The 17,722-nt window shown below is 70.9% G+C and carries 12 protein-coding genes and 1 tRNA gene; 6 read left to right on the top strand and 7 right to left on the bottom strand.

Features of this window, described 5'->3' with window-relative positions; genetic code table 11:
* Nucleotides 1-524 precede the first annotated feature (524 nt).
* Nucleotides 525-947, top strand: a complete 423-nt coding sequence (locus tag FRADC12_RS31470) for a site-specific integrase (RefSeq protein WP_157488906.1) — start codon at nucleotides 525-527, stop codon at nucleotides 945-947.
* 85 nt (nucleotides 948-1,032) lie between these two features.
* Here FRADC12_RS31470 and FRADC12_RS17305 read toward each other — a convergent pair.
* Nucleotides 1,033-1,117, bottom strand: a tRNA-Tyr gene (locus tag FRADC12_RS17305).
* A gap of 127 nt (nucleotides 1,118-1,244) precedes the next feature.
* Here FRADC12_RS17305 and FRADC12_RS17300 point away from each other — a divergent pair.
* Complete coding sequence (locus tag FRADC12_RS17300) at nucleotides 1,245-1,733, top strand: YajQ family cyclic di-GMP-binding protein (protein WP_045877432.1); 489 nt, start codon at nucleotides 1,245-1,247, stop codon at nucleotides 1,731-1,733.
* A gap of 314 nt (nucleotides 1,734-2,047) precedes the next feature.
* Here FRADC12_RS17300 and htpX read toward each other — a convergent pair whose 3' ends face one another.
* Together htpX and FRADC12_RS17290 are read right to left on the bottom strand one after the other, a co-directional pair.
* Entirely contained in the window at nucleotides 2,048-2,911 is an 864-nt protein-coding gene (gene htpX, locus FRADC12_RS17295; protein WP_045877431.1) for a zinc metalloprotease HtpX, read from the bottom strand.
* A gap of 303 nt (nucleotides 2,912-3,214) precedes the next feature.
* Entirely contained in the window at nucleotides 3,215-4,114 is a 900-nt protein-coding gene (locus tag FRADC12_RS17290) for a Rossmann-like and DUF2520 domain-containing protein (RefSeq protein ID WP_232303859.1), read from the bottom strand.
* A gap of 567 nt (nucleotides 4,115-4,681) precedes the next feature.
* On the opposite strand from FRADC12_RS17290, the gene FRADC12_RS17285 reads away from it, so the two are divergent.
* The 4 genes from FRADC12_RS17285 (at nucleotide 4,682) to FRADC12_RS17270 (ending at nucleotide 11,352) form a co-directional block, all read left to right on the top strand.
* A complete protein-coding gene (locus FRADC12_RS17285; protein ID WP_045877430.1) occupies nucleotides 4,682-6,580 on the top strand; it encodes a 2-oxoacid:acceptor oxidoreductase subunit alpha in 1,899 nt (632 codons plus the stop codon).
* Nucleotides 6,577-7,647 carry a 2-oxoacid:ferredoxin oxidoreductase subunit beta gene (locus tag FRADC12_RS17280; protein WP_045877429.1) on the top strand — a complete coding sequence of 357 codons (1,071 nt, stop codon included), beginning with the start codon at nucleotides 6,577-6,579 and terminating at the stop codon, nucleotides 7,645-7,647. The genes FRADC12_RS17285 and FRADC12_RS17280 overlap by 4 nt, the downstream gene beginning before the upstream one ends.
* A 322-nt stretch (nucleotides 7,648-7,969) precedes the next feature.
* On the top strand, nucleotides 7,970-9,595 hold the full coding sequence (locus FRADC12_RS17275; RefSeq protein WP_045877428.1) for a hypothetical protein: 1,626 nt from the start codon (nucleotides 7,970-7,972) through the stop codon (nucleotides 9,593-9,595).
* Nucleotides 9,596-9,858: 263 nt separating this feature from the next.
* Nucleotides 9,859-11,352 (top strand): hypothetical protein, encoded by a 1,494-nt coding sequence (locus tag FRADC12_RS17270; RefSeq protein ID WP_157488905.1) that lies wholly within the window; start codon nucleotides 9,859-9,861, stop codon nucleotides 11,350-11,352.
* Nucleotides 11,353-11,499: 147 nt separating this feature from the next.
* Here the strand turns inward: FRADC12_RS17270 and FRADC12_RS17265 are convergent, their stop codons facing one another.
* From FRADC12_RS17265 to nuoL, 4 genes are read right to left on the bottom strand one after another with little or no spacing between them, the layout of a single operon-like run.
* Nucleotides 11,500-12,501, bottom strand: a complete 1,002-nt coding sequence (locus FRADC12_RS17265; RefSeq protein ID WP_045877426.1) for a polyprenyl synthetase family protein — start codon at nucleotides 12,499-12,501, stop codon at nucleotides 11,500-11,502.
* A gap of 7 nt (nucleotides 12,502-12,508) precedes the next feature.
* The gene (gene nuoN, locus FRADC12_RS17260; RefSeq protein ID WP_157489145.1) at nucleotides 12,509-14,050 is read right to left on the bottom strand and encodes an NADH-quinone oxidoreductase subunit NuoN; all 1,542 of its coding nucleotides are present in this window, start codon (nucleotides 14,048-14,050) and stop codon (nucleotides 12,509-12,511) included.
* A 38-nt stretch (nucleotides 14,051-14,088) separates the two neighbouring features.
* Nucleotides 14,089-15,648 (bottom strand): NADH-quinone oxidoreductase subunit M, encoded by a 1,560-nt coding sequence (locus FRADC12_RS17255; protein WP_045877424.1) that lies wholly within the window; start codon nucleotides 15,646-15,648, stop codon nucleotides 14,089-14,091.
* Nucleotide 15,649: 1 nt separating this feature from the next.
* The gene (nuoL, locus tag FRADC12_RS17250) at nucleotides 15,650-17,611 is read right to left on the bottom strand and encodes an NADH-quinone oxidoreductase subunit L (RefSeq protein WP_045877423.1); all 1,962 of its coding nucleotides are present in this window, start codon (nucleotides 17,609-17,611) and stop codon (nucleotides 15,650-15,652) included.
* Nucleotides 17,612-17,722: the final 111 nt, after the last annotated feature.

Below are 17,722 nucleotides of genomic sequence, written 5' to 3'. Positions count from 1 at the left end.
GGGTTCCGGTGGTAGCCCTCGGGCGCTGGCATACCGAAGTGATCACGCGGACGTGTTCGTTCCCCCTCTCCTTTGGGAGCTGGCCGGGGGTTCGGGGGCGGAGCCCCTGAGGTCTTCCCGGCCGGAGGCGCTGGACTACGCGGTGGAACGGCGGGACCTGGCGGTCAACCCGCTGACCTCGCTCAAGTGGAAGCCACCGAAGACGGTCGACCGCCGGGTGGTGTGCAACCACAGTCAGGCGCGGTCGATGCTCGACGCTGCCGGCGAGCTGGGCGAGGCAGGACGGCGCCTGGCCGCGTTCTTCGCGGTGGCCTACTACGCCGGGTGCCGCCCGGGCGAGATCGCGGGACTCGACCGCGACACGGTGGAGCTCCCCGCCGAGGACGCGACCGATCAGTGGGGCGTGCTGCGCCTGGCGCTTTCCCGGCCGGCGACCGCGAGCGGCTGGCTGGACGAGCGCGCGGCCGATGACCTGGCCCCCGCGCGGCAGCTGAAGCACCGGGGCCGTTGGGGACACCCGACCCGTGCCGGCCTGCCCGCCGCTGGTCGTGATCCTGCGCAGGCACATCGCCGACTTCGGGTACGCGCCGGACGGCCGGCTGTTTCCCGGGATGCGCGGCGGGGACCTGTCCGACTCGGTCGTGGGCCGGACCTGGGCGGCGGCCCGGACAGCGGCGCTGACTCCCACCCAGGCGACCGGGCCGCTCGCGCGACGGGTCTACGACCTACGGCATGCCTGCCTGTCGGGCTGGCTGAACGCCGGGGTTCCACCTCAGCAGGTCGCCGAGTGGGCGGGGCACAGCGTGGCCGTCCTGCATCGGGTCTACGCGAAGTGCGTGGACGGCGATGACGTCACGGCCCGCCGACGGATCGAGGCATGTTGGCGCTGGAGCCGGGGTCATGATCGCGTGCACGTATGTTGCACGGCCAACCGGGAACGGCCGTGATCGGCCGGGACCGTCCGGGCGCACGAAAAAGGCCCCGGAGGGCGATCCGGGGCCTGTGACCTGCTGCGTTGCAGAAGATCGGGGGTGGTGGCAGGTGTTGGGTTCGAACCAACGTAGGCTGAGCCGACGGTTTTACAGACCGTTCCCTTTGGCCACTCGGGCAACCTGCCGTGTCCTCGGAGAGCATACCGGTCCCGGCGGGGGCGCGGCCGGGGTGTGGCGCACCGCCCGCGGCTCTGACCTTGCGGGCGGCGGCCCGCGCTCTCTCGACTCGACCTTGACAGGAGGCTCCTCGCCGTGGCGGACCCCTCGTTCGACATCGTGAGCAAGGTGGACACCCAAGAGATCGACAACGCGGTCAACCAGACCGCCAAGGAGATCAAGAATCGCTTCGACTTCCGGGACACCGGGGCGTCCGCGACGCACTCCGGCGACTCGATTTCGCTGACCGCGAACAGCGAGGAGCGAGTCAAGGCCGTGCTGGACGTGCTTCAGGAGAAGTTCGTCAAGCGCGGCATCTCACTGAAGACGCTGCAGTACGACGAGCCCAAGCAGGCCGGCAAGGAGTTCAGGCTGTCGGTCACGGTGACCCAGGGCATCGCCGACGAGAAGGCCAAGGCGATCGCCAAGAAGATCCGGGCCGAGGGCCCGAAGGGCGTCCAGGCGCAGATCCAGGGCGACCAGCTGCGCGTCTCCGGCAAGAAGCGCGATGACCTGCAGGCCGTGATCCAGCTCCTGAAGACCGAGGACTTCGAGGTCGCACTGCAGTTCGTCAACTACCGCTGAGCACACCCCGCCACCCTGTGCTCCGCGTCCGTCAGGAAGCCCTGAGCTGGGGACACGGACCGTCGCCCTTCAGCGCCCAGATCGGTCATACATACCGTGATTGTTGGCTCGAAATTGGGGTAAGTCCGTTGCGAGGCTGATCCTTCGAGGCCAACAGACCCGGCGGAGCACCCCCCGAGCTCCGTCGAAAGCACCCCGCCCGCATCCCCCCACGGGCGGGGTGCCCTCATCTCCAGCCTTATCCAGACAGCCCGGACCGACGCACCCCTCGCCGGTTGTCGGCCGACGTTCGCCGCTGGTGGCTCGTGTCCCGGTCAGCGGTACGGGTTCAGCCGGGCGAGTTCCTCCAGCCGTGTGATCCGCTGGTCCATCGGCGGGTGGGTCGAGAAGAGCTGGGTCACGCCACCGGCCCGGAACGGGTTCGCGATCATCAGCGCCGAGACCGGGGCGAGCCGCGAGCTCTGCGCGAGCGGCCGGGCCGCCGTACCCGACTCGAGCTTGCGCAGCGCGTTCGCGAGGCCGATCGGGTCGCCGGTCAACGTCGCCCCGGACTCGTCGGCCTGGTACTCACGAGCCCTGCTGATGGCCAGCTGGATGATCGTCGCCGCGATCGGGCCCAGGATGATCAGCAGGAGCAGCTCGAACATGCCGGGGCCGTCCTCATCCCGGCCGCCGAAGAAGGCCGCGAACTGGGCCAGGTTGGCCAGGTAGACGATGACGCTGGCAAGCGCCCCGGCGACCGACGCGATCAGGATGTCGCGGTTGTGCACATGGCTTAGCTCGTGGCCGAGGACGCCGCGGAGCTCACGGTCATCCATCAGCTCCAGGATTCCCTCGGTGCAGCACACCGCGGCGTTTTTCGGGTTGCGGCCGGTCGCGAACGCGTTCGGTGCGCTGGTGGGGCTCACGTAAAGCCGTGGCATCGGCATGCGGGCGCGGGTCGCGAGATCGCGGACGATCGCATAGAGACGCGGCTGTTCGACCTGGCTGACCGGGTAGGCCCGCATTGCTCGCAACGCGAGCTTGTCGGAGAAGAAGTAGGAGAATCCGTTCATCAGGACGGCGATGCAGAGAGCGATGATCAGCCCGCCTCGGCCGAAAATAGCCCCCACCGCGAGGATCGCGGCCGACAGCGCGCCGAGCAGCAAGGCGGTCTTGAGACCGTTGAGGTGAGACATGGCGTCCCGTTGTCCTGTCGTGTCAGATGGTTGCAACCGCTTCAACGCCGACGGTGCCGGCCGGCGTTCCCGTCCGTGCACAAGGGTCCGTGATGCCCCGATCGCCCGGAGACAACCAGGCCTGCCCCAGATGTCGGCTGCCGTACCGGCAGGGCGCCCGCCGACCCGCCTGGCCAGGACCGGACCCCCGGCACACCCGGCACCCGGCTAGCGACGGGCTCCCGGTCCGCAGGCCGCCGGGGTCGGCCCTGGGCCGGCTCCCGTCGTGCATCCTGCGCAGGTCCACCTCCTGTTCGCATCTCGTCAGGCGCCCTGCGCGCTGTCCAGGACCGCGCGCAAGGCGGCCGCGGCCGGGGCAGCCAGGAGATCAGCCGCCTCCAGCCGCGTGGCCGCCAACCGGGCGAGGGTGACGTAGGCCGGGACGACGGTCGGGTCGGCGGCGAGCAGCGCCGCCAGGTGGGCGTCGACCGTGCCGGCGTCTCCCCGGCGGACCGGGCCGGTGGTCGCCGCGTCGCCGTCCCGCAGCGCGTTGTCGAGCGAGACCCGCAGCAGCGGCGCCAGGGCCGCCCGGGCGTCGTCGAGGCCGACGGCGGTCAACAGGTCGGCCGCGGCGCCGGCGAGGGCGGCCAGATAGTTTGCGCCCAGGACGATCGCCGCGTGGTAGGTGGTGCGCGCCTCCTCCGCGATCTCGACCGTCCGCCCGCCGACGCTGTCGACCAGCTGGCGGGCGACCGGCCAGGCGGCCGGGTCGGCCGTGACCCCGAACGTCGTGCCCCTCAGCCGGCCCGCATCGGCGGCCGGGTCGAGCCCGGCGAGGCTCATGATCGGGTGGACGGCGGCCCGGGACGCGCCGCGCGCGACGACCGGGGTCAACGGCCCGAGCCCGTGCCGACCGCTGAGGTGGACGACGACCGTCCCAGGCCGTGGGCCGCCTGGCCCACCGGGCTGGGCGACGGCGGCGGCGGCCGGGCCGAGGGCATCGTCCGAGACCGCGAGGACCAGCACGTCGACCCGGGCGGCGAGCTCGGCGGCCGACAGCAGCTCGGCGGCGGGTAGCCAGCGGCTGGCCCGTTCGGCCGCCGCTGTGGAGCGCACCGACACTCCGGCGAGCCGATGTCCCGCGTCCGCGAGAGCCACGGCGACGGCGGCTCCGGCCCGCCCGAACCCGACGACACCTACGTCCAGACCCACGTCCAGCTGCACCCGCCGATTGTCCCGCCCCGGCTGCCGCGCCCCGGCCGCACGGCCGTTCGACGACGCCAACCGGGCATCCGGGCGCGGCCACAGCCGAGTCGCCGTGACCCGGGCCCACAGTCCACAGTCCACAGTCCGACTGAAGCGACAGAGACGGCACCGGAACCGGCATGGTGGCCAATCCCACACAGTGTGGGCGACGTCATCGGGATGAAGTCGCCACCGCCGGACAGCCGAATGCGGTCCTCAGCGACACTGGGAAGAGGCAGGCCCCCACCCCGTCGGCGACAAATACCCGACATCGCAGGCAATCCGCCGGCCGGAGCGCGGAAATTCGATCGTCGAGATGCCAGGTTGACCGGCACATGAAGCGCGCCGGGCCCCATCAGATCGAAGGATGTCCGGGCCGCACGACCGCTAGAGATGGCCCGGACACGTAGCGTGATATGACTACCGACAAGTAGGTGCCACCAGGCGTGCCGGACGGCTCACCACTCGGCGGCGCAGGCGCCGCTGTGCGCGCGCCCAAATGGGCCGACAGGTAGGCTGGCCCGGTACCTGAGGAGGTTACTGAAGGTGTCTGAGCAGGTCCGCGAGCAGGTCCGGGCGCAGGGAGCAGGCAGGGAGACTCGCCAGCTCGACCGGGTCGTCGTGCGGTTCGCCGGCGACTCCGGCGACGGTATGCAGCTCACCGGCGAGCAGTTCACGAGCGAGACGGCCGTTTTCGGTAACGACCTGTCGACGCTCCCGGACTTTCCCGCCGAAATCCGTGCACCAGCCGGTTCACCGGCCGGTGTGTCCGGTTTCCAGCTGCATTTTTCCGACCACGACATTCTGACGCCGGGTGACGCGCCCGACGTCCTCGTGGCGATGAACCCGGCCGCTTTGAAGGCGTACCTGAAGGACCTGCCGCCGGGCGGTGACCTCATCGTCAATACCGACGCCTTCACCGGTGGAAACCTGAAGAAGGCCGGCTATGCGACGGACCCGCTGACCGACGGCACGCTGGACAAGTACCGCGTCCACCGGGTCCCGCTGACCTCAATGACCATCAACGCGGTCAACGCCACCGAAGGCGTCGCCGGCTCGGTCAACAAGAAGGAGGCCGAGCGGGCGAAGAACATGTTCGCCCTCGGCCTCATGAGCTGGCTGTACAACCGGTCGACCGTGGGCACGGAGGAGTTCCTCCAGACCAAGTTCGGCAAGCGGCCGGAGATTGCCGCGGCGAACATCGCCGCCCTGCGCGCCGGCTTCAACTACGGCGAGACGACCGAGTCGTTCTCGGTGACCTACGAGGTCGCGCCGGCCCGGATGCGGTCCGGTCTGTACCGGCGGGTCTCCGGCAACCTGGCCCTGTCGTACGGCCTGATCGCCGCCGGCGAGCTCACCGGCCTGGACCTGTTCCTGGGCAGCTACCCGATCACCCCGGCGTCGGACATCCTGCACGAGCTGAGCAAGCACAAGCAGTTCGGCGTCCGCACGTTCCAGGCCGAGGACGAGATCGCCGGCATCGGCGCGGCGCTGGGCGCGTCGTTCGGTGGCTCGCTCGGCATCACCACCACGTCCGGCCCCGGCGTGGCGCTGAAGTCGGAGACGATCGGCCTCGCGGTCAGCCTCGAGCTGCCGCTGGTGATCGTCGACATCCAGCGCGGCGGCCCGTCGACCGGCCTGCCGACCAAGACCGAGCAGGCCGACCTGCTGCAGGCCATGTTCGGCCGCAACGGCGAGGCGCCGGTGCCGATCATCGCGCCGCGGTCCCCGTCGGACTGCTTCCACGCCGCGATCGAGGCGGCCCGGATCGCGACCAAGTACCGCACGCCGGTCTTCCTGCTCTCGGACGGCTACCTCGCCAACGGCTCCGAGCCGTGGCTGCTGCCGACCCGCGAGGAGCTGCCCGACCTGACGGTCGAGTTCACCACCGAGCCGAACCACGACGGCGAGTTCTGGCCGTACCTGCGCGACCCGCAGACGCTGGCCCGTCCGTGGGCGGTTCCGGGCACGGCGGGTCTGGAGCACCGGATCGGCGGTCTGGAGAAGGCCGACGGCTCGGGCACGATCTCCTACGACTCGGCCAACCACGACAAGATGATCCGGCTGCGCCAGGCGAAGGTCGACGGCATCGCCGCCGACATCGAGCCGCTGGAGGTCGACGACCCGTCCGGCTCGGCCCGCGTGCTGGTGCTCGGCTGGGGCTCGACGTACGGCCCGATCGCCGCGGCGGTCCGCCGGGTGCGCGCGAAGGGCCTGCAGGTCGCCCAGGCGCACCTGCGTCACCTCAACCCGTTCCCGGCCAACACCGGCGAGGTACTGCGGTCCTACGACCGGGTGCTGGTGCCGGAGATGAACCTCGGCCAGCTGCGGATGCTGGTACGGGCGGAGTTTCTGGTCGACGCGATCGGCTACAACCAGGTCCGGGGCATGCCGTTCAAGGCGGCTGAGCTGGCCGGCGTTCTCGAGGATGTGATCAACCAGTGACCGTCACCACCACCGGCAAGGTTGGCGACGGCCGGGTGACCAACCGGCTGCTCGACCTCGTCCCGGCGACGACCATCCCGCTGAGCCGCAAGGACTTCGCCTCGGACCAGGAGGTCCGCTGGTGCCCCGGCTGCGGTGACTACGCCATCCTCTCGACCGTGCAGGGCTTCCTGCCCGAGCTCGGGATTGCCCGCGAGAACGTCGTCTTCATCTCCGGCATCGGCTGCTCGTCGCGCTTCCCGTACTACCTGAACACCTACGGGATGCACTCGATCCACGGCCGCGCGCCGGCGATCGCGACCGGCCTGGCGACCTCGCGTCCCGACCTGTCGGTGTGGGTCATCACCGGCGACGGCGACTCACTGTCGATCGGTGGTAACCACCTGTTGCACGCGCTGCGCAGGAACGTGAACATCAAGATCCTGATGTTCAACAACCGGATCTACGGCCTGACCAAGGGCCAGTACTCGCCGACCTCCGAAGTCGGCAAGATCACCAAGTCGACGCCGCACGGCTCACTCGACCGGCCGTACAACCCGACGTCGCTGACGATCGGCGCGGAGGCGACCTTCGTGGCCCGCTCCGTCGACTCGGACCGCCAGCACCTCACCTCGGTGCTGCGGGCCGCGGCCGAGCACCCCGGCGCCGCGTTCGTGGAGATCTTCCAGAACTGCAACATCTTCAACGACGGCGCCTTCGACACCATGAAGGACCGGGACACCAGGGACGACGTGACGCTGCGGCTGCGCCAGGGTGAGCGGCTCACCTTCGGCGCCGACGGTGGCAAGGCGGTCCGTCGGGCCGCCGACGGCTCGCTGGAGGTCTGCGCCGCCGGCGACCCGGGCGTCCTGCTGCACGACGCGCACGCTGCCGACCCGAGCCAGCAGTTCGCGCTGTCCCGGCTGACCGGCGACAGCCACGGTGTCACCCCGATCGGGGTCTTCCGTGACGTCGACGTGCCCAGCTACGACGAGGAGCTCAACGCTCAGATCGGCCGGGCCAAGGAGCGCCAGGGTGCGGGCGACCTGATGAAGATGATCGCCGGCAAGGAGACCTGGACCATCTAGCAGGCCCGACAGCAGTCAGACCACAGGGCGCACACCGAGGGGTGTGCGCTCTGTGGTCTTTCGGAGCAGGCCCGACCACCAGGCCCCGACGCGACGCAGGTGGGGTGGTCTCCCCCACGCCCGTCCCGCACAACTCTTCCGCCCCGTCCGGTTCCGGCCCGACGGCGGGCAGTAAGGTCAGAGCTACGCCCGTTCCAGACGCAACGGGTGAGGTGGGAAAAACGTCGGGGCGCAGCTGGAGCACCCGGACCGAGTCCCCCGCCCAAGATCCCCGGCGTTGACGACATGTTCGACGTCCTGGAACGCGGAGGCTCCTGCGGCGATGGATGGCAACCGGGCCGAGCCCGCTGGCCCGGTCGACGCCGGCCACGAGCCCGACCCGCGCTGGCCAGGCCAGGCCCAGCAGACCGGTGGCTACGGGTTCCCGTACTCGCCGGCGGAGGTTGACGGCGGTTTCACGCCCAGCGACACCAGCCCGATCCCGCTCGGCCCGCTGTATCTGCAGACGCCGTACCGTGACCCGACGGACGACCCGTCGGCAGCGGGCGGCCCCGGCGGCCCGCTGGATCCGTACCAGTCGGCCGGGCCGCGCGGATATCTGCCCGCCGGTGCGCAACCGCCCTACCCGCCCGGCGTCGAGCCGGCTCCCGGCGGGCCGACCGGGCCGCCAGCGGGCGAGAACTGGGCGAACTGGTTCGAGCAGCCGGATCCCGGCTACGGACCGCCGGCGGCCTCGCCCTGGCGACAGCCAGCTCAGCCGACCCCCTGGGACCAGCCACTCGCGCCCCCCGCTTACCCCGCCGGCTACCCACAGCCGCCGGCCTACCCGCCGCCGACAGACGCGGGCGCCGGTTTCATGCCGACCGACGCCACCAGCGCCATCCCGATCACGGCCTTCCGCGAGTCGCTGCCACCCGAGCCGGGCCGGTTCCCGGCAGCGCAGTACCCAGCAGGCCAGTACCCGACGACCCAGTACCCGACGACCGGCTTCCCGGTGGAGCAGGCCCCGGAGGCCCGGTACCCGGCGACCGAGCAGTACGCGCAGCCCGCGTACCCGCCGGCCCAGTACCCCGTCGACCAGCCCGCTTCGACAGCCCAGTACCCCACGGGCCAGTACCCGGCACCGGCCTACCAGGCCGGGACGTTCCCCGCGGCGCCCTATCAGGACCCGCTGACACTCGGCGCCTACGGCCAGGAGGTGCTTCGCCCCGGCGACCTGGGCCAGCCGCGTCCTACAGGCGACCCATGGCAGCCGGCTGCCGACGCCCAGCAGGCGCGCTACGCGCAGCCGCCGGCGGCGACCGGTCCGTACCCCGGCCCGGCCCAGCCCGCCGCGCCTGATTTCTCGGCCTACTACCAGCCGCCGCCGACGGATGTCGCCAGCGGTGGCTTCGCGCCCTCCGACACCAGCGCCATCCCGATCACAGCCTTCCGCGAGTCGCTGGCGGCGCGGCCGGCCGCGCGCCCGGTCGGCACCCCTCGTGACCCGGTGGCCCAGCACCGGGTCACGAAGCCGGCTTCGGCGACCGGCACCAAGCCCGCCGTCGACGGCGGGAAGGCCGCCCCGAGCGCTCCGCCGGTCAAGCACGGCGTCCGCCGGGCCCGGCTACGGCGTCGGCGCCAGCTCGCGGCGGTCGCGGCCCTCGGCGTCGTGATCGTCGCGATCGCCACCGCCGTGGTGCTGCACCTCGTGGACGGCGGAAGCTCGACCAGCCCGGACGCGACCCCCACGTTCGCCGTTGGCGGGCAGGGGTCGGCGAAGTCGTACCCGTTCCCGGTGTTCGCGCTGACCCGCAGCGGCGCCCCCGCCACGCACTCGATGTCGCCGGGTGGCGCGCTCGGGGCCGCCTTGGGCACGGCGGGCAGCGGCTCGGGCGGGGCGGCCCAGCTGGTCCTCACACCGGTGGCCCCGACACCGGCCACCCCGCCCGTCGCGGCGCACACCTGATCCTGCCGTCGGGCCGGTCTTCGGTCGTTGGGCCCGCCGTTATGCGGATGGTCGGCGGCCCCTGACCGGGGTGGGTGTGGATTCGTGATCGATGTCCGGTATGGTCATGAGTGCGCGTGGGGGTACGTGCGGTGTTGCCCGGGGGGGTCACACACCGAACCAAGCCGGAGGCTCCGTGCACAGTCACAACTTCCGACACCACGAGGCGGCCGCCGGGCGTAGCAACCCGTCGGCTCGTGGCCTGGCATCCGCCGGGAGTCGACGTGGGTAGCAGCCCTTACTTCACCGACTGCCGAGCCAGCGAGGCGTACGCGGCAGAAGACGGCTGGCCGCCTGTTCGCGGTCACGTCGCCGTGGTCGCACAGGCCTCTCGGCCGGCCGCGCCGCCGAGACGGACTCCGGCCCCGCCGGTCCCGCCGCCTGGCGAGTTCGACCCGAGGTCGGGCCCGCCGTCGACACCGGGCGCGATCCGGCGCATCGAGGCGGTTGCCGCCCAGGAGCAGCAGTACCGCGCTCCGTCGGGCCAGGGCCACGGCCAGCCCGGCCACGGCTATGACGACTACCAGGACCGTTGCCGGACCACCGGGGGATACCCCGGATCCGGGGCGACGGCCGGCGGGTACTCGGACTACGACAGCTACTCGCACGACCGCTACGCCGGTCACGAGGACCAGCTCGTGTCGCGGTCGTGGGCCGCGACGCTGGCGGCGCGCGGCACCGGCCTGCCCAGCCGGGCAGGCGCCGACCACGCCAACGGGACCGTCGTCGAGTCCCGCGCTGGTGGCTCCCATGCCGGTGGAGGCCGCACGACACGTGGTCACACCGCGCCTGGTGACGGGCGACCCCGGACCGAGCGCGCGGAGCGGCCCGACGGCGGGCAGCGGACGCCGGGCGCGCACCGGGCGCCGGCCGGTCGTCCGGGCAGCGCCCGGGCCCGGCTCGCGATCGCCAGCACCGCCTCGCTCGCCGGGCTCTCGGCGCTCGTCGGCACCGCCGTCATGGCGACTGACACCGGCTCCCTGACGATCAAGCCCGGCTCTGGCGGCACGGCGACGGGCCAGTGGCCGACGAGTGACTCCACCGACGTCGCCTCCGCGGGTGGCGGGACGATGGGCGAGGGGCCGCACCTGACCCCGACCGCGCCCGGCGGCAGGGCCAGCAGCCGCCAGACGACCGCCGCGGCGCCCGCCGAGACCGACGCCGCATCCACCTACAGCGACCTCACCGACGGCGTGGTCTACGGCGACGGTGGCTACGTCAACGCCGCCGGGCCGCTCAACCCGACGGTCACCTCGCCGGACCCGGCGACGGCCGCCGCGCCGGACGCGACGGCCAGCGCCGACGCGTCGTCGCTCGACGGCACGGGAACCGGCCCCAGCGCCAGCACCGGCGGGAGCACGGCGGGCACCCTGGGCGGCTGGCTCGGGATCGGCGGCCTCGACCTGGGCGACATCATGGGCACCGGCACGCCGAGCCCGTCGACCTCGCCGGACCCGTCCACGTCGCCCGACTCGTCCGGCACGCCGAGCCCGTCGGGCTCGACAAGCCCCAGCGGGTCCGCCACGACGCCGTCGGGGTCGGACTCGCCGAGCGCCTCGTCGACCAGTTCCGACTCCACCCCGCACGCGTCGGCGGCCCCGAGCCCGAGTTCGTCGGTGACGGCCACCAGCACCACCTACCGGTCGACCGACCCGTTCGTGGTGACCAGTGCCGACCATCCGGCGAACGACCACGCGGTCATCGGCAGGTTCGTCTAGGCCAGTCCAGACCGCCCGGCGCGGGCTCTGACCCCCCACGGGTCATCGCGCCGGGCGGCGAGCAACGCCGGCAATCGGGTAGGGGCCCGGCTCCGAGTGACTCGGAGCCGGGCACTTCCGCTGTTCTGAGGTTGGTGGCTGAGGGCCTCAGCCGGTCCGGGCGATGACGAAGTCCGTGAGGCTCTCCAGGGCGGTCCGCGCCGAGCCCTCAGAGAGCGGACCGAGGCAGTCGCGGGCGCGGGCGGCCCAGGCACGCAGCTCGGCCCGGGCCTCGTCCATCCCCGGGTGCCCGCGCAGGATCTCAAGCGCCTCGTCGACGGACGCGTCGGAGGAGAAGCCGGCCGCCACCAGCTCGCGCAGCCGGTCGGAAGCCTTGTCCCGGGTGCGCAGTGTGTAGAGCACCGGCAGCGTCAGGACGCCGGCCCGCAGGTCGGTCCCCGGGGTCTTGCCGGAGTCCGCGGTGGCCGACGAGACGTCGATGAGGTCGTCGGAGAGCTGGAAGCAGACCCCGATGCGCTCGCCGAAGGTGGCGAGGATGTCGGCCGTGACGGGGTCCGCGCCGCTCATCATCGCCCCGAGCCGGCCGGAGGCGGCGATCAGCGACGCGGTCTTGCCCGTGACGACCCGCAGGTAGTGCTCGACCGGGTCGTCGTCCGGCATCGGCCCCACGGTCTCGCGGATCTGGCCCTCGCAGAGGGTCGCGATCGTCTGCGCGAGGATCCTGGTCGCCTCCGGGCCGAGATCGGCGGTGATCTCCGAGGCCCTGGCGAACAGGTAGTCGCCGACGAGGATCGCCACCGTGTTCGTCCATCGGGCGTTCGCGGACGCGGCCCCGCGGCGCAGCGGGGCCTCGTCCATCACGTCGTCGTGGTACAGGGTCGACAGGTGGGTCAGCTCGATGGCGGCCGCGGCCTGGATCACCTCCGGCGCGGCCGGGTCGGCGAAGTGCGCCGCGAGCAGCACCACCATGGGGCGGAATCGTTTTCCGCCCGCATCGGTGAGATGTCGCGACGCCTCCGTGACGAACGCGAACTCGCTGCGGATCGCGTCGCGCAGCACGCGCTCCACGCCCGTGAGACCCGCTCGCACGGCGATTTCGAGATCAGGGTCGGCCCTGATCCCCATGGTGTCCAGCCCGGTTACGCTCATACCGCCATCAGCGTACGAAGCCTGAGGCCGCCGCGTGACTAGCGAGGTCCAACAAAGGCTGCGGCGCGACGCCGAGGAGCAGTGTCAGCAGGGTTCCGACACCGACCGTCGCGTAGGTTAGCGTGGGCCGCGTCACCACGACCGGGCCGTCGGCCGGCGGGTTCGAGAAGAACATCAGCACGATCACCCGGACGTAGAAGAACGCGGCGATGGCGCTGCAGACCAGGGCAATGACCACGAGCCCGGCCGCGTTGCCCGCGATCGCCGCCTGGAAGACGGCGAACTTGCCGGTGAAGCCGCTCGTCAGCGGGATGCCCGCGAGCGCGAGCAGCAGGAAGGCGAAGATGCCCGCCAGCAGCGGCGATGTCCGGCCCAGCCCCTGCCACTGGGACAGGTCGCTTGCCTCACCGTCGCTGGTGCGTACCAGCGAGACGACGCCGAACGCGGCGATCGTTGTGAAGCCGTAGGTGACGAGGTAGAACATCGAGCCGGACAGGCCGTCGGTGTTCGTGCCGGCCAGGCCGACGAGCAGGAAGCCGGCGTGGGCGATCGCCGAGTAGGCGAGCATCCGCTTGATGTCACGCTGGGTCAGCGCGAGAACGGCGCCGACGACCATTGTGAGAATAGCCACGGCCCAGACGATCGGCCGCCAGTCCCAGCGCAGGCCGCCGAAGGCGACGTAGAACACGCGCAGCAGGCCGCCGAAGGCCGCGACCTTCGTGCCGGCCGCCATGAACGCGGTGATCGGCGTCGGCGAGCCCTGGTACACGTCCGGCGTCCACGAGTGGAACGGCGCCGCGCCGATCTTGAAGAAGAACCCGACGGCGAGCAGGCCGATCCCGAAGTACAGGTACGTGTCGTTCTTACCGACGGCGCTCGCCGCCGTCGCGATGCCGCCGAGGTTCACGGTGCTGGCGTAGCCGTAGATCATCGCCAGGCCGTAGAGGAAGAAGGCCGACGAGAACGCGCCGAGCAGGAAGTACTTCAGCGCCGCCTCCTGCGAGAGCAGCCGGCGGCGGCGGGCGAGGCCCGCGAGCAGGTAGAGCGGCAGCGAGAGGATCTCCAGCGCGACGAACATCACCAACAGGTTGTTCGACTGGACGAACATCAGCATGCCGGAGACCGAGAAGGCCATCAGCGGGTAGACCTCGGTCTGGACGTCCTGGGAGGTCTGCAGCGCGTTGGAGCCGGCCGCGCCGGGAGTCACCGAGGCCTGGGCGACGATGGCGCCGCCGGTGGAGTCCAGCCGCCGCTCGGCGACGAGCAGCACGGCCAGGAGGGCGAACAGCAGGATCGTGCCCTCCAGGAACAGCGTCGGCCCGTCGATGGCCAGCGCGCCGGCCACCAGGGTCGCGCGGCGCGCGTGCAGCAGGACGACGGCGATGAACGCCACCAGGAAGCCGAGGAAGGCCAGTACCGGCTGCAGCGTCCGACGGGTGGACGCCGCGGTGAACGCCTCGACCAGGATGCCGACGAACGCGAGCCCGAGCACGACCAGGACCGGGCTGATCGAGGAGTACTCGACCGACGGGACCTGGAGCGGCGGGATTGTTACCGGCGCGGCGGCCGTGACGACAGAGAGGGCGCTCACGAGTGGCCTCCGGTGGTGCTCGCGCCGGCGACCGGAGTGGTCGGTGCCGGGTCGTGATGGCCGACGTCGGTGAACGTGGCGGTCACCGACGGGCGGATGATGTCGATCAACGGCTTGGGGTAGACCCCGAGGGCGATGATCAGCGCGATGATCGGCGCGACCACGAGCTTCTCGCGCACCGACAGGTCGGTGAGCAGCGAGTTCTCCTGCGTCACCGGGCCGGTCATCGTGCGCTTGTAGAGGTTCAGGACGTAGATCGCGGCCAGCACGATGCCGCACGTCGCGACGATCGCCAGCGCCCGGTAGCGGGTGAAGGTGCCGACCAGGACGAGGAACTCGGAGACGAAGCTGTTCAGGCCGGGCAGCGCGAGCGACGAAAGGCCGCCGATGAGGAACACCCCGGCCAGCACCGGCGTCACCTTGGCCATGCCGCCGTAGGCGTCGACGTCACGGCTGCCCCGGCGGGCCACCAGGAAGCCGACCACCAGGAACAGCAGGCCGGTGGAGAGACCGTGGTTGACCATGTAGAGGACCGCGCCGACGCCGGCCTGCGAGGTGAAGGCGAAGCAGCCCAGCGCGATGAAGCCGAAGTGAGCCAGCGAGGTGTAGGAGACCAGGCGCTTCATGTCCCGCTGCCCGATCGCGAGCAGCGCGCCGTAGAAGATTCCGATCACCGCTAGGGCCAGCACCAGGGGGGCGAAGTAGTCCGCCGCGTCCGGGAACAGCGGGATGCAGTACCGGATCAGGCCGAAGGTGCCGACCTTGTCGAGCACGCCGACGAGCAGCACCGCGCCCCCGGTCGGCGACTGGGCGCCGGCGTCCGGCAGCCAGGTGTGGAACGGGAACAGCGGCGCCTTGATCGCGAACGCGAGGAAGAAGCCGAGGAACAGCCACTTCTGCGTGGTCGGGTCGATCTTCAGCTGGCGCAGCGTGGCGAAGTCGAACGTCCCGTGGCCGAGCTGGTGCACGGAGACGACGTAGAGCCCGATGACCGCGGCGAGCATCAGCAGGCCGCCGAACAGGCTGTACAGCAGGAACTTCACGGCCGCGTACGCACGCTGCGTCTGCTCCTTCGGCGCCCCGTAGCTCCCGATGAGGAAGTACATCGGGATGAGCATCGCCTCGAAGAAGACATAGAACAGGAAGACGTCGGTCGCGGCGAAGACGCCGACCATGCCGGCCTCCAGGGCCAGCAGCAGGGCGAAGAACGCCGGGACCGAGCGCTTGCCCTCCTCGGACTCGTGCCAGCTGGCCAGCACGACGACGGGCACCAGCACCGCGGCGAGCAGGATCAGCACGATCGAGATGCCGTCGGCACCGACCGAGTACGACACTCCGAACTGCTTGATCCAGTCGTACTGCTGCGTGAACTGGAAGCCGGGGACGTTCGGCCGGTAGGCGGCCGTCGCGATCACCGCGATGACCAGCTCGACCAGCGTCAGCGCCAGCGTGAGCTGCTTGGCGAGCGTGCCGGCGGTCTTCGGGATCAGGGCGACGACGATCGCGCCGACGAGCGGGATGGCAAGCAGAATTGTCAGCCAGGGAGCGGTGTGCATGTCAGCCCGCCCTCACCAGCAGCAGGGCCCCGATCACGAGGATCGCGCCTCCCAACATCGAAAGTGCGTAGGTCCGGACGTAGCCGGTCTGGGTGCGCCTCAACCGGCCGGACAGCCCACCGATGCCGGCGGCGGTCCCGCCCACCGCGCCATCGATGATGATCTTGTCGAACCAGACCAGGAACCGGACCAGGAAGTTGCCCGGGATCATGAACGCGGCCTCGTTGAAGGTGTTCGCGTAGAGGTCGTGGCGGGCCGCCACGGTCAGCGGGCTGACCTGCGCGTCGGGCTTGGCGACCGCGTCCACCGGGCGCAGCTGGTAGCGCAGCAGCCCGCCCGCGACACCGCCGAGCATCACGACCAGCGTCAGCAGGGTCAGCACGACCGGGTTCAGCGTGTGGTCGGCCTCGCCGTGCTCGCCGACGACCGGGGCGAGCCAGTTCTGCATCGAGCTGCCCAGGACGAACAGGCCACCGGCGAAGACCGACCCGACGGCCAGCAGCATCATCGGCCCGGTCATCGTGAACGGCGACTCATGCGGGTGCTTGGCGTTCTTGCCTTCGTGCTCCCAGCGCGCCTTGCCGTGGAAGGTCATCAGGAACAGCCGGGTCATGTAGAACGCGGTGATCCCGGCGCCGAGCAGGGCGATGATCCCGAGCACGTAGCCGGACGTCCCGCCCTTGTCGAACGCCGTCTCGATGATCTTGTCCTTGGTGAAGAACCCGGAGAACGGCGGGAAGCCGATGATGGCCAGGTAGCCGAGGCCGAACGTCACCCAGGTGACCTTCATGTACTTCCACAGGCCGCCGTACCTGCGCATGTCCTGCTCGTCGTCCATCGCGTGGATGACGGAGCCGGAGCCGAGGAACAGGCCGGCCTTGAAGAAGCCGTGCGCGAGCAGGTGCATGATGCCCAGCGCGTAGCCGGCCGGGCCCAGGCCGACCGCCAGGAACATGTAGCCGATCTGGCTGACCGTCGAGTACGCGAGCACCTTCTTGATGTCGTCGTACGCGCAGCCGATGATGCAGCCGATCATGATCGTGACCGCGCCGATGATGAGGACGACGGTCCGGGCGGCGTGGGTCTCGTTGAAGATCGGGGCCGACCGGGCGATCAGGTAGACGCCGGCGGTGACCATCGTCGCCGCGTGGATGAGCGCGGAGATCGGGGTCGGGCCCTCCATCGCGTCCGGGAGCCAGGCCTGCAGCGGGAACTGGCCGGACTTGCCACAGGCACCGAGCAGGAGCAGCAGGGCGATCGCGGTGATCGTGCCGTAGCTGATCAGATGCCCGGCGGCCGCGGTGAAGACCGTGTCGTAGTTCGTCGAGCCGAGCGTGGCGAACAGGAACATGATCGCCAGCGCCAGGCCGACGTCGCCGACCCGGTTCATGTAGAAGGCCTTGTTCGCCGCGGTGGCCGCGGCCGGCTTGTACTCCCAGAACTTGATGAGCAGGAACGACGAGAGCCCGACCAGCTCCCAGCCGCCGTAGAGCGCCAGGAAGTTGTTCCCGAGCACCAGCAGCAGCATGGAGGCCAGGAACAGGTTCATGTAGGCGAAGAACTTCCGCCGGGCCGGGTCGTGCGCCATGTAGCCGACCGAGTAGATGTGAATCAGCGTGCCCACACCGGTGATCAGCAGCACGAAGACGACGGAGAGCTGGTCGACGAGAAGGCCGACGTCGACCTGGAAGCCATTGACCGGAATCCAGGAGAACAGGTGCTGGGATACGGCCCGCTGGTCGCCGGCCCGGCTGTGCAGCGAGAAGAACAGCACCAGACCGACGACGAAGCTCGCGGCCGCCGCCAGCGTGCCCAGCAGGTGGCCCCACTGGTCGGTGCGCCTGCCACCGAGCAGCAGGATCGCCGCGCCGGCCAGCGGCAGGGCGATGAGCAGCCAGGTCAGCGAGAACGCACCGCTCGCGGCGGCGTAGTGCACAGCGTGGGCCGGGGCAGCCGGGCTCATCGCGCGTCGGCCAGGGGACGCGCCGACGCGTCGGCGGACGGCGGGTTTTCGGCTAGCAGCGTCACTGAAGTGGGTCCGTTCTTCGCTAGCGGCTCAGGACGGCGTTGTTCC

The organism is Pseudofrankia sp. DC12 (assembly GCF_000966285.1).
Lineage (GTDB): Bacteria > Actinomycetota > Actinomycetes > Frankiales > Frankiaceae > Pseudofrankia.
The sequence above is the reverse complement of the archived record's forward strand: the minus strand, read 5'-3'. Positions and strand labels throughout refer to the sequence as shown.